This is a genomic window from Bacillus sp. ISL-46, from assembly GCF_018613205.1.
In genome coordinates this window covers 103,816-120,543 of the sequence record NZ_JAGGQR010000011.1, presented here as the reverse complement: position 1 = coordinate 120,543, position 16,728 = coordinate 103,816, and the positions used below count along the sequence as shown (strand labels likewise).

The following is a 16,728-nucleotide window of genomic DNA, read 5'->3' as shown; positions in this document are numbered from 1 at the left end:
TTAAATTTTATTTAAAAAAAGTTTAAATATAATAAAGAGTGAAAGCACTATCATAAATTCAGATGTTTACCTTATATCCCTTTGATTACGATTCAATTAAGAGGAGGTAGTTAAATTGCATAAATTCGAAATTGAGAAGAAAATTGAATTGCTTATTGAAAATCTAGTTAATTTAAATGATCCGGATGGTAAGTATGCAATTCCACTTGCAGATGGAAGAAAAATTGATAACAAAAGCTTTAACTATTGGGAATGGACAGCAGGAGTCGGTCTGTATGGAATGATGAAATATTATAAATTAACGAAAAATGAAGAAGTTTTATCAATCATCGTTAAATGGTTTGAAGATCAATTTAAAGAACCTCCAGTAGAAAAAAATGTTAACACGATGGTACAAATGTTAACGCTTGCATATTTGTATGAAGAAACAGGCAATCCTACCTACCTTCCATATTTAGAAACATGGGGTGACTGGTTGTATCATGATATGCCACGAACAAAGGATGGCGGTTTTCAGCATATTGTGTTTGGTAATGAGAATTATCAGCAATTATGGGATGACACCTTGATGATGAGCGTTCTGCCTTTAACAAAAATTGGTTTATTGTTAAATAAACCAGAATATGTTGAAGAAGCCAAGAAACAGTTCTTAATACATATTAAATATTTATTTGATAAGAAAACGGGATTATGGTTCCATGGCTGGACGTTTGAAGGAAACCATAACTTTGCTAAAGCATTATGGGGGCGTGGGAATTCATGGGTAACCATTGCGATTCCTGAGTTCTTGGATTTAGTAGAACTACCTGAAAAGGATCCGGTTCGTCAGGTGTTAATCGATACATTAGATAGACAACTAGAAGCATTACAGTTATGCCAAAATGAAAACGGTTTATGGCACACTCTCTTGCAAGACCCTGCCTCCTATTTGGAAGCTTCTTGTACAGCCGGATTTGCTTTTGGAACATTAAGATCTGTCCGTAAACGCTATGTTGATAAGAAATATATGGATATGGGATTAATGGCAATTAGAGCGGTGATTGAAAATATTAATGTAAACGGAGAATTACAAAACGTATCTGCTGGTACCGCGATGGGTGAAACACAAGAGTTTTATAAAGAAATTCCTGTTACTGCTATGCCATATGGACAATCAATGGCAATTCTTTCATTAGTAGAGTACTTATATCACAGAATATAAGAGAATGAGGGCTAAATAGATGAAAAAACTAAATGTATTAACAAGAATTTCAGATTGTGGAGTTGTGGCTGTTGTCAGAGCTGATTCAAAAGAAAAAGCAATCCAAATCTCTGAAGCATGTGTAAAAGGCGGCATTGCTGGTATTGAAGTAACCTTTACCGTACAAGGTGCTGATGAAGTGATTAAAGAACTCACAGCTATTTATGGGAAAGATGGAGAAATTGTAATTGGAGCGGGAACAGTTCTTGATGTAGCAACTGCACGTATTGCAATTTTAGCAGGAGCACAATTTATTGTAAGTCCATGCTTTGATGAAGAAACGGCAAAGCTTTGTAATTTATATCAAGTCCCTTACATGCCAGGATGTATGACAATAACAGAAATGAAACATGCACTTGAGCTTGGTGTGGACATTATTAAGCTTTTCCCAGGCAGTGAGTTTGGGCCAGACTTTATTAAAGCAGTTAAAGCACCTCTTCCACAAGTAAACATTATGCCTACTGGCGGTGTAAGCTTAGAAAATACAGCAGACTGGATTAAAAATGGGTGTGTCGCTGTTGGTGTTGGTGGTAATTTAGTTGCCCCGGCAAAAACAGGTGATTTTGATAAAATTACTGAAATGGCAAGGCAATATGTGAATCGAGTAAACGAGGCAAGAGAGGCATCAAGATGAAAAAAATCGTCACATTCGGTGAAATCATGCTGCGTTTATCCACTTTGACGGGCGAGAGACTCTATCAATCAAATCAGCTTACCATGACCTATGGTGGTGCGGAAGCAAATGTAGGAGTATCACTGTCTCAATTTGGATACGATGTATATTTCGTAAGTAAAGTTCCCAATAACCCGCTGGGGAAAGCAGTTGAAAGACACTTAAAATCCCATTCTGTTCAAACAGATTTGTTAGTAAAAGGCGGGGAACGACTAGGAACCTATTACCTCGAATCTGGTGTCGGTGAAAGAAGTGCACAAGTAACATATGACCGGAAATATTCGAGTTTTTCAAAGCTTTCAATCGATGAGCTAAACTTTGATGAAATATTTCATGAGGCTGAACTTTTCCACATAACAGGAATCACTCTTGCTCTTTCAGCAAATCTAAGAGAGATTGTGCTGGCAGCTTTAAAAAGTGCTAAGATCGCAGGTGTAAAAACGAGCTTTGACTTTAATTATCGCTCATCCTTATGGAGTCAACAGGAAGCATCAGACGCTATAAAGCCACTGCTTCCATATATAGACATATGCTTTTGTGGAGAACTAGACGCTATTCATCTACTAGGGATTGAGCCTGCAGACGAAACTCTTCAACGTGAAGACAGACTAATCTATTTTTATAAAAAAATACAAGAAATGTATCCAAACTTCCAATTTATAAGTTCAACCTACCGAGATGTCCTGTCGGCATCGGCAAATAAGCTGCAAGGGAACTTCTATACAAACAACGAGCTATACCAATCGAAAATACATCATATTGATTCTATAGTAGATCGTGTGGGCGGAGGGGATGCATTTGCCGCCGGGGTTTTATATGGAATACTAGAAAACCTCGCACCACAGCGGACAATTGCTTTTGCTACAGCAGCATCAGCATTAAAGCATACCGTTTATGGAGATTGTAATGCATTTACAGCAGATGAGATTTTTCGAGTAGTAGAAAATGGTTCAGGAATAATAAATCGTTAAACATGATAGAAAACAATGGAAAAGGAGAATGCTCAATGGAAACTCGATATGCACATCATCCAGAGGATATAAAAAAGTATACTACCGAAGAATTAAGAAGAGAATTTTTAGTAGAATCACTTTTTGAAGAAGGTCAGGTACATCTAACTTACACTCATGTTGACCGAATGATTTTTGGCGGGGTTACACCTGCTGATAAGGAACTAACGATTAAACTCGATAAAGAGCTTGGAGTTAATTACTTCTTAGAACGTCGTGAAATGGGGATTATTAACATCGGTGGAGATGGTTTTGTCATCCTTGACGGTGAGGAATACAATATGCAGCGTAAAGACGGATTATATGTTGGTAAAGGAATCAAAGAGGTGTTATTCCGTTCGGTTGACCCTAACAATCCTGCGAAATTTTATATTAACTCAACTCCTGCACATCATAAATATCCGACCGTAAAAATCGACATAAACGAAATTACACCTTTAGAAGCAGGTGCCCCAGGAACACTGAATGAACGTAAAATCTATCAATATGTCCACCCGAATGTCTGCGAAAGCTGTCAGCTGCAAATGGGGCTAACGATGCTTTCGCCTGGGAGTGTTTGGAATACCATGCCTTGTCATACCCATGAACGGAGGATGGAGGTATACCTATACTTTGATATGGAGCCAGAAACTCGTGTATTCCATTTTATGGGAAAAGTAGACGAAACTAGGCATTTGATCATGAAAAATGAGCAGGCTGCTATTTCACCAAGTTGGTCAATCCATACAGGAACAGCTACAAGTAATTATACTTTTATCTGGGGAATGTGCGGTGAAAATATTACTTATACAGATATGGACCATGTAAAAATGGAAGAATTACGATAATACAATACTTAGTTTAAAAGAGATAGGTAAGGTGATCCATTTGAATATTGGTATAAGAGCCCATGATATTGAAAACCGTCCATTAGAAGAATTAGTGAAAGAAATTGCTAGTAAAGGGCTGACATCTGTCCAGTTAGCCTTAAGTAAATCAATAGAAACTATTAATACCAAATATGGTAGTTTAAGTCCAGGTTTAGCCAGCTATGTTGGCAAAGAATTCTCGAAACATCATATACAAATTGCTGTGTTAGGATGCTATTTCAATATGATTCACCCGGACCAAGTTGAAAGAAGAAAAGGAATAGAGCGATTCAAAGAGCATATCCGTTATGCAAGGGATTTTGGCTGCAGCATCGTTGCAACCGAAACAGGTAATGTAAACGCTGAAATCTCCTATACCGAAGAAAACTTCAAAGAAGAACCTTTTTTAGAAGTAGTTGAAAGTGTCCGGGAGCTCGTACAAGAAGCAGAAAAATTTGGTGTTATTGTTGGAATCGAACCAGGGGTGAACCACCCTGTCTATTCTCCAAAGGTAATGAGAAGATTGTTAGATACTATCGATTCTAATAATCTTCAAGTGATTCTAGATCCAGTAAATCTCCTAACGAGGGATACGTACAAAAATCAAGAAGAGATTTTACAGGAAACAATGGAGTTATTGGGTGATAGGGTAGTAGTTCTTCATGCGAAGGATTTTATCGTCGAAGATAACCAGTTAATACCTACTGCGGTGGGTAAGGGACTTTTAAACTATGATTTCATTTTAAATATGATTAATAAGAAGAAACCATTTATCAATATCATATTAGAAGAAACAAAAGAACCTTATATTGACGAAAGTATCGCTTTCCTCAACAGACAAGTTTAACACATTTATTAAAAAATAAGATCAGCAGGGAAGGGGAGAAAGTCTTGACATCACTTTTTTCATTAGAAGGAAAGGTTGCTTTAATTACAGGGGCTAGCCGTGGGCTCGGGCAAGGCATGGCAGTGGGGTTAGCCGAGGCAGGGGCTGTTGTAATCGGTGCAGGCATGAGTGATATGTCAGCTACTCGAAACCAAATAGAATCAATCGGTGGAATTTTTCATGCATTAAAAGTAGATTTATCAAAACAAGGTGCTGCAACTCAATTGGTCGCAAATGCCTTGTCTATAACAGATCGTATCGATATTTTAGTGAACAATGCAGGAATTATTCGAAGGGCCGAAGCAGAACACTATTCAGATGAGGACTGGCTGGATGTGATAAATGTCAATCAAAATGCCGTTTTTCAAATCTGCCGCCAAGCGGGCAAACATATGATTGAAAAAGGTTCTGGCAAAATCATTAACATTGCATCCATGCTCTCATTTCAAGGCGGGGTAAGAGTTCCGGCTTATACTGCCAGTAAGCATGCCGTTGCCGGCTTAACCAAATCGTTTGCGAATGAATGGGCAGGCAAGGGGGTTAATATTAACGCCATCGCACCAGGGTATTTTGCAACAGATAATACTGCACCTATCAGAGAAAATGCAGACCGAAATGCCTCTATTACAGCAAGAATTCCTCAAGGACGCTGGGGAACTCCAGAGGATTTAAAGGGAGCTGTTATTTTCTTATCTTCAGATGCTGCTAACTATGTAAATGGACATATTCTAGCAGTTGATGGTGGATGGTTAAGTTCCTAAGAACGAAATGAATAGATAAAAAGCTGCCCATTAAAGTGATGTTGAACTGTAATGGGGTTTTTTTTACATTATCTTCTTAATTAATAGGGGGAAGAACAATGAATAAAGTTGTCGTTTGTGGATTAAGTAATAGAGCATTAGGAATGTTTATTAATTCAATCCTTCATCAGTTTGGTTCAAATAACCAAATTGTAGGAGTACTAGACAGTGATCCACGAAGAATCGAGATTTGCAAGAATAGTTTTGCAGAATTAAAAACGGTTCCCTCTTATCATCCAGATCAATTCCAACAAATGATAGAAGAAACAAATCCAGACACCGTGATTGTAACGAGCAGAGATGATACCCATATTCATTATATATTACAAGGCTTAGAGAATAACTTGACTGTTATTACAGAAAAGCCAATGGTCACGAAAGCAGAGGATGCAAGAAGAGTAGTAGAAGCGGAAAAGATGAGTAATGGAAAAGTAATCGTTGCGTTTAACTATCGTTACAACCCGTTTCACCGAAAAATAAAAGAACTAATTCTAGAAGGAAAAATAGGCAGAGTAACTTCTGTTGACTTAAATTGGTATATTGATACCTATCATGGCGCCAGCTACTTCAAAAGATGGAACCGTAATCGGAATTTTTCAGGCGGGTTATCGATTCATAAATCGACCCACCATTTTGACTTAGTGAATTGGTGGCTAGATCAGAAACCAGAAGAAGTGTTTGCATATGGTGCATTAAATTACTTTGGGAAAGATGGAGAATTTAATCCAAGCAAAACGGACAACCGTTACTGTAGTACATGCGAAGAAAAACACTTGTGTCAATACTATATGCGCTGGTCCAATCGCCGAAACAATATAAAAATTAAAGATGACCATATTAAAGCTGATAGCATCGAAAAATCGGCACATAACTATACCGATTATCGTCCCGATTCCTGTATCTTTGACCATGAAATTGAAATCGAAGATACGTATGTTGCCACTGTTAAGTATGATAAAGGTTCATTCTTAAGCTATTCCGTAAATTTCTCGCTTCCTTATGAAGGTTACCGTTTAGCGATTAACGGTACCAAAGGAAGAATTGAAACAACTGAATTCCATGAACCAAGCCGGATTCCATTTTCCATTCCGGAACAAACGATTGAGTTCTATCCGCTATTTGGCGGGGCAAAAGAGACAATTCATGTTCTCCAAACAGGAGGCGGACACGGTGGGGGAGATCCTGTATTGTTGGAAGATCTCTTCTTAGGGGTAGATCAGGCTCGCCCTTACCCAATTTTAGCAGGTGCAGAAGCAGGCGCATACTCAATCGCTGTTGGTGAAGGTGTTTGGCGTTCCGTTAAAGAAAATAAACCAATTAAGATCAGTGATTTATTGGAAAGTAGCGTAGACCTTTCTTTAACAAGATAGCATTGACCATACAAAGGAGGATAAGGATGCCACAATTAGTACTTGAAGAAAACAAGGTTTGTCAGGCAATTGACCGTGTTGTCGAAAGGACCTTCAATATGGATTTCAATTGGGATTGGCCAGGAGGAGTGGCCTTTTTTGGTGTAGCCGAAGCATATGAAGCAACCGGTGAAATAAGGTATCTTCAATATATTAAAGATTGGGTAGACGCAGAATTAGAAGATGGGCTTCCAAGGTTAACCGTAAATGCTTCTTCCATTGGTCATACCCTTTTAACTTTGTACAAAGCAACAAATGAAGAAAAGTATATTGAATTTGCGATTCAAATGGCAGACTACTTACTTAACGATGCCGAGCGCTTTGCAGATGGTGTCCTGCAGCATACTGTCAATGGAAGCAAATATCAATTTCCGGAACAAGCATGGGTCGACACCATGTTTATGGCTGGATATTTTCTGTTGAGAATAGGCAATATGTTGGAGAGAGAAGATTATTTCAACTTTGGATTGAAGCAATACCATGGTCATGAAGAGTTTCTCCAGGATGACATGACAAACCTTTATTACCATGGCTGGGATAATCTCGGACAAAACCATATGTCAGGAATTTTTTGGGCTAGAGGAAACAGCTGGGCAGCGTACACCATGGCGCGGGCACTTGAACTGATTGAGGTTCAGCATCCGTCTTTTATGATTATTCAAGGTTCGTTACGTGATCAGTTAAGTGCTTTAATTCGCTTACAATCAGACACTGGTCTTTGGCATACGATTGTTGACGACCCTACTTCTTATCTTGAAACCTCAGGTTCAGCCGGAATCGCCGCTGCCTTGTTAACAAGTGGGAAATTGTATAACAAATATATCCAGCGATCGATTGAAGGAATCCTTGGTCAAATAAGAGAAGATGGTTCCGTGATGGGTGTATCTGCAGGTACGGCTGTCATGTATGATGCCAACGGTTACAAAGAAGTTCCTTATAAACGAGTACAAGGATGGGGACAAGGGCTAGTTCTAGCCTTCTTATCACTACTTTTAAAAAGAGAAAATAAAAAATTGTAAATCTATAAACCTGTGGAATGTTGTAAGCTTCCACAGGTTCTTTTGAATCAATAGATTCTTTGTCTGCTAGGGTAAGGTTTTAAAAAGGAGGAGTAAAAGTGAAGCCTTCATATGTGGTGATAGATGCTCATTCAATCTTTTCAGTACCAGAAAAAATATCAACTCCAGTCAAGCATGCAGTAGATATGATTAGCAGAGATCATCATAAGGTATTTGGAAGACCCCCAATAGTTAAAACCCTTGGAAAAACCGATATTGTGATTAGATATGCGGTAACGGCAGAAGAATGTCCTGCTAAACCAGAAGCTTTTAGCTTTCGTTTTGAGGAAAATGACGGAAAATGGTCATTGCATATTATCGGTTATGACGATTTAGGAATCATCTATGGTTTGCTGCATTACAGTCACCAATATTTAGAAGTAGACCCTTTTTGGTTTTGGGCGGATATTCCTGTTAAACCAAAAACGAACATACATATTCCAACGGTTAAATTTGATTCCTGGGAAAAGAAAGTAAAATACCGTGGCTGGTTTGTGAATGATGAAGTTTGTCTCATCGGGTGGAAGGAAGAATACCCTCCAACGAAAGAGGTATGGCATCCCGTCTTTGAAGCATTATTACGATGCGGGGGTAATATGGTCATCCCAGGCACGGATCTCCCAAGACATGGGATTCATGCAGATTTAGCCTCTGAAATGGGTTTGTGGGTGACCCATCATCACGCTGAACCTCTTGGTGCTGAAATGTTCTTAAGGGCATTTCCTGGTAAAAAACCAAGCTATAAGGAACATCCAGAGTTATTTGAGTCACTATGGGAAGAAGCCATTAAGAAGCAGAAAAATGGCAAAATTGTCTGGGTGTTATCATTCAGGGGGCAAGGGGATGCGCCTTTTTGGTTGTATGATCCAGAATTTGATACTCCTAAAAAACGAGGCAGGATGATTTCTCAAGTGGTCAGACGGCAATATGAAATGGGATGCCAATCAGTAGAACAGCCTGTTTGTTCCATGGCTCTATATGGAGAAATTGCTGAATTATACAAAGCGGGTCATATCGATGTACCTGATGGAATCATTAAGATTTGGGCAGATAATGGCTATGGTAGAATGGTGTCCCGGAGACAAGGGAATGAAAACTACCGAATCCCTGCTTTGCCAACTCCTGATGATTCCGGAGAGCATGGAATTTACTATCATATTACGTTCCATGACCTGCAGGCGTCTAATCACTTGACCATGTCTCCATGTCCTCCAGAACTGTTAAAGGAGGAAGTAGAAAAGGCATTTGAAGCCGGTACTTTTTCATATTTACTGCTAAACAGCGGTAATATTCGTCCCCATCTTTATCCATTAGATATGGTCAGGGAATTATGGAGTAATGGTAAGGTAGAGGTAGAAGAACATTTACAGGTGTTTATTAGCCGCCTATATACATCGAAAACGAAAGATATTTCGCAGCTTTACAAAAGCTATTTCGAAAAGACGATTAAGTATGGTCCCCATGCTGATGACAGAGCAGGTGAAGAATTTTATCACCATCCGGTCAGACGAATCATTGGGCACTGGCTGCAAGGAAAAACAAATACGCATGAACCAAAGCTGTTCTGGGCCACAGGTGAGGTTCCTTTTTCAGAACAAGTTTGTTGGTTTAAAGAAAAGTGTGAAACAGCAGTCCATGGTTGGGAGCAGTTGTTAGAACAATGTTATGAATTATCGAATCAGTTGTTAGAACAAGATCGGATTCGTTTCTATGACCAGTTTATTATACACGTCGAATTACATGTTTCAGGTTGTAAGGGATTTATAGCGTTATGCAACGCCTATCTTTCTTATAGTAAAGAGGAATATCCACTTGCATTTGTTCAGTTATACCAGTCAATTAGCGCTTATAAGAACGGTCAGCTTGCATTAAAGCGTGCTGGGCATGGGAAGTGGGAGAACTTTTATCGTGCTGATTGGTTAACCAACATAGAAAGTACTATTTATTCTCTAGACACAGCTCGAAAATTTGTCCGAATGCATGGCGATAGCCCGGAATTCTTTTTATGGTACAAGGAATATTTAATGCCAGAAACAGAAAAACACATTTATCTAGAAAATACCCATCGAAATCCATTATCGGATGATGAATTAGCAAAAAGGCTTGAAGGAAAATTTTTCGATAAGGTGGAATAGACGTGATAAGTAATTCAACTTCCAAACCTATTCATATTTTTTTGGCGGGAGACTCCACTGTGGCGAGTTGTCCGCGGAATGAGGCGCCAATGGCCGGCTGGGGGCAAGTATTTCAACTTTTTTTTACGGACAAAATTAAAGTTCATAACTTTGCAAAAGGTGGAGCAAGTACCAATACCTTTATTGAACAAGGGTATTTAGATATCATACTTGATTTCATCCAGCCAAACGATTACCTGTTTATTCAATTTGGCCATAACGACCAAAAATCATTTGGTACCCAGCCATTTACAACCTATCAGTCATACTTGACTGAATATGTAATTGGTGCACGCGAGAAGGGTGCAATTCCAATCTTAGTTACTTCTGTTCACCGCAGAAATTTCGATGAGCAGGGCCGATTAGTAAATACTCTCGGAGACTATCCAAGCGCAATGATTCAGTTAGCGGAAACACTTGACGTACAACTTATCAATTTATGGGAAAAAACAGATAAGCTTTATCAAACATTAGGTCCCGAAGCGTCAAAGCAATTGTTCACGTGGTTTGCTCCTAATGAATATCCAAATTATCTTGAGGGGATTCAGGATAACACTCACTTTTGTGAGCACGGAGCAGAGGAAGTCGGCAAACTCGTAATAGAAGGAATAAAAGAATTACAGCTACCGATTGTTACTTTTATTAAAGAGTAGATATATACCCTTAAAACTAAGACGAGGTGATAAATGTGGGCAAAAAATTATATCATGGAGCAGCCTATTATCCAGAGCTTTGGGATGAAAAGGTAATTGAAGAAGATATCAGGCTAATGAAACAAACAGGCATTAATGTTGTCAGAATGGGAGAATTTGCTTGGTCAACAATGGAGCTAGAAGAAGGGAAGTTTGAGCTGAGCTTTTTTGTTAACATCATCGAAAGACTTTATGAAAATGGCATTGAAACAATGATGTGTACACCGACGCCCACCCCTCCGATTTGGTTCACCTATGGGCATCCAGATCGTATGTATGTTGATCGTGATGGCAAGGTGATGGGACATGGGTCCCGGCAGCATGCTTGTACGAATCATCCATATTTTCGAGAAAGAGCAGGGCTCATAACTGAAAATCTAGCAAAAGCAGTAGGATCCCTGCCTGGTGTAATAGGATGGCAGATCGATAATGAGTTTAAATGTCACGTTAGCGAATGTATGTGTAATACCTGTAAAGAACAATGGCATCTTTGGTTAAAGAATCGTTATGAAACCATAGAAAACCTAAATGATGCATGGGGTACTAAGATTTGGAGTGAATATTATCATAGCTTTGAACAGGTACCGCAGCCGGGCCCTGTCCCTTTTTTACACAACTCATCGTTAAGTACGATGTACCAAATCTTTTCAATGGAGAAAATTGCTGAGTTTTCCGATGAACAGGCAGAAATCATTAGAAAATTTTCTGGTGCACCTATTACTCATAACAGCTCTGTCTTTTTTAGTGTTGACAATGAAAGACTTTACAATAACTTAGATTTTGCATCGTTCGATACGTATGCAACGATTGATAATTTTGCCAATTATTTAATTAACAATGATTTGTGGAGAAACTTTAAAAAAGGTAAAAATTTCTGGGTAATGGAGACCAGTCCATCCTATGCCGCGTCATTAGAAAGCTACGCCAGTCCTCATCCAAATGGTTATTTAAAAGCGGAAGCAGTAGCTGCATATGCATTAGGTGCCGAAGCGTTTTGTTATTGGTTGTGGAGACAGCAGCGTGCAGGCTGCGAACTGCCGCATGGATCAGTCTTAAGTGCATGGGGAAAACCTACAGTGGGCTATGCGAATGTGTTAGAAGTAGAAGATATAAGAAAAGAAATTGAACAGATTATATTATCGACTGAACCTACACAAGCAGAATTGGCGATTACTTATTCTGATCGGGGCAAGGCATTCTTAAAAACCGAGCCGCATCGAGATTTAAATCATCGTGCATTAATAACAGATTTTTATAAACGTATTTTATCGATGGGGATTCATCGTGATGTAATACCTGAAGGAGCAAGTTTAGACGGTTATAAACTATTGTTCACCCCGTTTATTCAATATTTATCTTCTGACTACATTGCACGCGCAAAACAGTTTGTAAAAAATGGTGGAATTTGGATTGCCGGACCATTAACAGGCGGACGGACAGAAAATCATACGGTGCATACGGACCGAGCATTAGGAGAACTAGAGAAACTTGCTGGTGTAGAAGTGTTATACACCTACCCGATGGATGATACAGGAACCATTGGTCGTGCTTTTGATATTTCTGCCCCATTAGGACTATGGAGCTCCGTCTTTGAAGCAGATTCCAAAAGTGCAGTTGGAATAATTGAAGAGGGACTTTCTAAAGGCAAAGCCTTTATCACAGAGCATCCGCTTGGAGCAGGAAAAATTGTCATGCTTGGGTCATTGCCATTAGGAGACGCAGGAGATTTACTGCTTCAGCAACTAGTAGAATACTATTCACAAGAAGCAAGGCTTACATTGAGAACAGATGTATCTATGGGTACAATCGTTGCTCCCAGGCAGGGTGATGGTTACACAGTTTGGTTTATTATTAACATGGACGGTAATGGTGGTTCAGTAACAATACCTCAAAATGCTTTAAACTTGCAGACTAATACTGCAATTGAACCAGGAAAACTTGAAATAGGCAGATTTGACTATAAAATGATTAGATTTAATTAATGAAGGAGGAATTATGAATGATTCGAAAAGCTTCTATTATGAAATTGTTTCCTGGATTTCAGGAGGAATATAAAAAGCGCCATGACGAGCTATGGCCAAAAATGGTTACCGAGTTAAAAAATCATGGAGCCCATCATTATTCCATTTATCTAGATGATAATACGAATAACCTGTTTGCATATGTTGAGATTGAGAGCGAGGAAAAGTGGAATAAGATGGCTCAAACAGAAATTTGTCAAAAATGGTGGGCTTATATGAAGGATATTATGGAAACAAACCCAGATAATAGCCCTGTTTCATTAGAACTGAAGCAAGTATTTTATTTAGAGTAATAGGTTATAAGCCGCAAAAACTTGATGATGGATAAACGCTAATGAGTCCTCAAATTTCGAGGGCTTTTTTAGTTCTGCCAAGAGATTAATAGTTTACTTGTACGTACCAAATAAAATATTCCTATGAAAAACATTAGTTAAATGTTAAAATTTAATTAATTTTATACGGACAAGTTTAGTAAAAATTATTTTTTTAATTTACTTAATTGACTACGCTTACATCTGAAAATCGGTACTTAATTATTAAAATTAACCAATTGGAGAATAACCCTAAATGAAGAAGATACTTCATAGACTAAAGAAACAGTACCACAATTTAAAAATTAAATACAAACTTTTCTTACTAGTGTCATGGATTATGGTTATTTCATTTTCTTTTACTTTTTTCGGATTAACGTATGCTTTTCATATTTACGATGAACAGATTTATAGTAAGTCGTCACAAGTTTTAAGTACATCCTCTAATAGTATTGAGAGTGAATTGAAAAATTTAGAGGAACTGACCTATAATATTTTGACCGATTCCCAAATTCAACAATATTTATCTTCGATTAGTGAAGATAGTACCGAATATGATAAATTTCGTCTGCGTACGAACATGTTGGATAAACTGCTAAGCTATGCGAACAAGGAAGAATATATTCAATCTATTAATTTAGTTGATGTAAAAGGAGAAGAGTACGTCGTAGGACCAAGGACAGTTAAACTAACTCAACATCAAAAAGCAAATATTACCAAGATGACAATAAAGGCTAATGGCAGTAATGTTTGGTTAAATCCAGAGAAAAATGATTATATATTTGCTACAGCAAGAGAAATAAGACAGTTTCGAAACTTAAGCTTTGACAATCTAGGAACAATCATTATTTATATCAATATGGATAAACTTGTCGCGCATATTTTAGAGGGATCAAGAAAAATTGATGGTGAATTCTTAATTGTTAGAGATAACAATCCTATTTTCCCGAAAGAAACAAATCCTCCGTTAAAAGAAGCAGCGACATCCTTAGATTCTCACAAAATAGAATCAGGCTATCAAATAAAAAAAATTGATAATAAAAACTATTTCCTTGTCCACATTAAGTCCACCTACTTTGATTGGGGCTACTTGAATGTTATCCCCTTTAATCAAATCTTTGAGAATATAAATATGGTTAAAACATTCTTAATCATGATATTTATCCTAATGTTCGTTGGCGTAACAATTTTAGGTATACGCTTTGCCAGGAACATTACAATTCCTTTGGAGAATCTTGTAGATGGAATGCAATATGTAAAAGTCGGTGATTTTAAGGAAGCAAGAAAGAGAGTACTTAAAACAGCTATATCGCAAGAGGACGAGGTTGGTAAACTTCAACAAAATTTCCAGACAATGATCCAACAAATCGATGAATTAATTAATGAAAATTACTCAAAACAACTTACGATTAAAGAAACAGAGTTTAAGGCACTGCAAGCCCAAATTAATCCTCATTTTTTATACAATACGTTAGAATCCATCAATTGGTTAGCAAAAGGCAATGGCCAGACACAAATTTCCAAGATGGTAGAATCACTGGGGTTTTTGCTGCGTAATTCAATTAGCTTAAAACAACCACTGATCACCATTGAGGAAGAGCTTAATATCGTAAAAAATTATGTGATTATTCAGAAATATAGATTTGAAGAAAGATTGGATTTTCACATGATGGTCGATTCAGATATTTATGGGTTCTATATTCCGAAGCTAACGTTGCAGCCTATTATCGAAAACGCCATTCATTATGCACTAGAGCCAAAGATTGATCCTTGTAAAATTAGTATTTATTCGGTAATAAATCAAGAAACGATCAAACTAATTGTAGAAGATGATGGGCCCGGAATGGAGTCTGCCTTTATAGAAAAATTAAAAAGAGGCGAAGTGGAAACCCGTGGACAAGGGGTGGGCTTATCAAATATTAATGACAGAATTAAGCTGTCTTATGGGGATAAATATGAAGTAAGTATTGAAAGCGAACCCAATAAAGGAACGAAAGTTATCATTGTTTTACCTTTTAATAAGGGGGAAGAGCATGTATAAGGTATTGTTAGTAGATGATGAAAGAATCATTACTGAAGGAATGTCAAAGGTCATTAATTGGGAGTCAATTGGCACTAATTTAATTGGTACAGCAAGAAATGGGATTGAGGCCTACAGTATCATTGAGCAACAACAGCCAGATATCGTGATTAGTGATATTAAAATGCCTGGTATGAATGGTCTCGAGTTAGTGGCAAAGGTTCATAGCGTATTTCCCGAAATACGATTTATTTTGTTATCAGGCTTCAGTGAATTTGATTTCGCAAAACAAGCGATGCAATACGGAGTGAAGCATTATCTATTAAAACCTTGTAATGAAAATACGATTATGGATGCAGTATCCGAAATTTGTGAGGATTTTATACAAAAACAAAATCGAGAACAATTTATTCAGAAAATGAAAGGAACGCTAGAAAGTGTTCTTCCCTATGCCAAAGAACAGCTGCTGAAAGAATTTATTACCAATCATTATGAAAATAAAGATCTAGAGCATTATCAAAAGCTTTTTAATTTCGATTTAAATACTCCAAGCGTCAGGCTTGTGTTATTCCAGCTAGAGGGGAATTTTGAATTTGAACACATGTTTGCACTCAAAAATATTGCTGAACATATTTTTGATTCATATATTATTAGTTGTACAGTAGGGGAAACAATCTTATTTCTAATTGAGGATTATTGTGAATATCCTAAACTTCACTCTCAAATCGAAAAAATAAAAAAAACATTCTTTCAATATTACCAAATTGATTCTACAGTCGCCATTAGTGGTACAGGCAAAATTAGTAATGCGAATAAGCTATATAATGAAGCACTTGACTGTTTAACTTATCGCTTTTATTTAGGAGAAGGCGGCATCATTACAGAGAAAGACATTGCCTATCAAACCTCTGCTGATGAAATAGAATTCTATTATGATGACCAAACCTTCTGTCGATTAGTAAAATCTGGCTCCTGGGAGGATGTTAACAAAGATATACAATCGTTTTTTAATCATTTAATAGATTTAAGGCTTGATATCAATATCACGAAGTCTTATGTCATCCAATTATTTAATGCCATGATACGTTTATGCGAATCTAAAAAAATGAATACATATTTAACAAAATTAACGCTTCTCTTAGATATAGACACGATTCAAAATTTGAAAACCTTTTTTGAAAGCGTTGCCCAAGAAATTACTCTATCATTCTTTAATCAAAACAATAATAAACATTCAACGATTATCAAGAAAGTCATCGAGACAATTGAAAAGTATATTAGTAATCAAAATTTATCTTTGCATTGGGTTGCAAATGAAATGTTATATATGAACGCAGATTATCTTGGGAAACTTTTTAAGAAAGAAACAGGTGAAAAGTTTTCAAATTATATAACGAGATTAAGAATTGAGTTAGCGATTAATTTGATAGAAAAGGAAAATGATGTAAAGGTATTTGAAATTGCTGAAAAAATTGGTTATGGTGAAAACCCTCAATATTTTAGTCAAGTATTTAAAAAACATACAGGATATACTCCATCAGAATACAAGAGAGAGTCCTTACAAGGGTTGTAAAAAATAGTAAAAG

The 16,728-nt window shown here is 37.3% G+C and carries 14 protein-coding genes; all 14 read left to right on the top strand.

Annotated features, from left to right (window positions below; all coding sequences use genetic code 11):
- The first annotated feature begins 115 nt into the window (after positions 1-115).
- The 14 genes from bglB to J7E67_RS05565 all read left to right on the top strand — a co-directional run bounded on the left by bglB (position 116) and on the right by J7E67_RS05565 (position 16,715).
- Complete coding sequence (gene bglB / locus J7E67_RS05630) at positions 116-1,201, top strand: beta-galactosidase BglB (RefSeq protein ID WP_214714390.1); 1,086 nt, start codon at positions 116-118, stop codon at positions 1,199-1,201.
- 19 nt (positions 1,202-1,220) lie between these two features.
- Positions 1,221-1,874 carry a bifunctional 4-hydroxy-2-oxoglutarate aldolase/2-dehydro-3-deoxy-phosphogluconate aldolase gene (locus J7E67_RS05625; RefSeq protein WP_214731199.1) on the top strand — a complete coding sequence of 218 codons (654 nt, stop codon included), beginning with the start codon at positions 1,221-1,223 and terminating at the stop codon, positions 1,872-1,874.
- Complete coding sequence (locus J7E67_RS05620) at positions 1,871-2,884, top strand: sugar kinase (protein ID WP_214731198.1); 1,014 nt, start codon at positions 1,871-1,873, stop codon at positions 2,882-2,884. The genes J7E67_RS05625 and J7E67_RS05620 overlap by 4 nt, the downstream gene beginning before the upstream one ends.
- Positions 2,885-2,919: 35 nt before the next feature.
- Complete coding sequence (gene kduI, locus J7E67_RS05615; RefSeq protein ID WP_214731195.1) at positions 2,920-3,750, top strand: 5-dehydro-4-deoxy-D-glucuronate isomerase; 831 nt, start codon at positions 2,920-2,922, stop codon at positions 3,748-3,750.
- Positions 3,751-3,784: 34 nt separating this feature from the next.
- Positions 3,785-4,618 carry a sugar phosphate isomerase/epimerase family protein gene (locus J7E67_RS05610; RefSeq protein WP_214731258.1) on the top strand — a complete coding sequence of 278 codons (834 nt, stop codon included), beginning with the start codon at positions 3,785-3,787 and terminating at the stop codon, positions 4,616-4,618.
- Positions 4,619-4,662: 44 nt separating this feature from the next.
- Entirely contained in the window at positions 4,663-5,418 is a 756-nt protein-coding gene (gene kduD, locus J7E67_RS05605; protein WP_214731193.1) for a 2-dehydro-3-deoxy-D-gluconate 5-dehydrogenase KduD, read from the top strand.
- Positions 5,419-5,516: 98 nt separating this feature from the next.
- Positions 5,517-6,827 carry a Gfo/Idh/MocA family protein gene (locus tag J7E67_RS05600; RefSeq protein ID WP_214714380.1) on the top strand — a complete coding sequence of 437 codons (1,311 nt, stop codon included), beginning with the start codon at positions 5,517-5,519 and terminating at the stop codon, positions 6,825-6,827.
- A gap of 26 nt (positions 6,828-6,853) precedes the next feature.
- Positions 6,854-7,885 carry a glycoside hydrolase family 88/105 protein gene (locus tag J7E67_RS05595; protein ID WP_214714378.1) on the top strand — a complete coding sequence of 344 codons (1,032 nt, stop codon included), beginning with the start codon at positions 6,854-6,856 and terminating at the stop codon, positions 7,883-7,885.
- Positions 7,886-7,983: 98 nt separating this feature from the next.
- Positions 7,984-10,059, top strand: a complete 2,076-nt coding sequence (locus J7E67_RS05590; RefSeq protein ID WP_308161356.1) for a glycosyl hydrolase 115 family protein — start codon at positions 7,984-7,986, stop codon at positions 10,057-10,059.
- Positions 10,060-10,064: 5 nt separating this feature from the next.
- A complete protein-coding gene (locus J7E67_RS05585) occupies positions 10,065-10,751 on the top strand; it encodes a rhamnogalacturonan acetylesterase (RefSeq protein ID WP_308161358.1) in 687 nt (228 codons plus the stop codon).
- Positions 10,752-10,786: 35 nt separating this feature from the next.
- Positions 10,787-12,772, top strand: coding sequence for a beta-galactosidase (locus tag J7E67_RS05580; protein WP_214731191.1), 1,986 nt, complete (start codon positions 10,787-10,789; stop codon positions 12,770-12,772).
- A 17-nt stretch (positions 12,773-12,789) separates the two neighbouring features.
- Complete coding sequence (rhaM, locus tag J7E67_RS05575; protein WP_214714376.1) at positions 12,790-13,104, top strand: L-rhamnose mutarotase; 315 nt, start codon at positions 12,790-12,792, stop codon at positions 13,102-13,104.
- Between the two features lie 274 nt (positions 13,105-13,378).
- Positions 13,379-15,163: a cache domain-containing sensor histidine kinase gene (locus J7E67_RS05570; RefSeq protein WP_214731189.1), complete on the top strand. Its 1,785-nt coding sequence runs from the start codon at positions 13,379-13,381 to the stop codon at positions 15,161-15,163.
- A complete protein-coding gene (locus tag J7E67_RS05565) occupies positions 15,156-16,715 on the top strand; it encodes a response regulator transcription factor (protein WP_214716727.1) in 1,560 nt (519 codons plus the stop codon). Before J7E67_RS05570 ends, J7E67_RS05565 begins: the two co-directional genes overlap by 8 nt.
- The last annotated feature ends 13 nt before the right edge of the window (positions 16,716-16,728 follow it).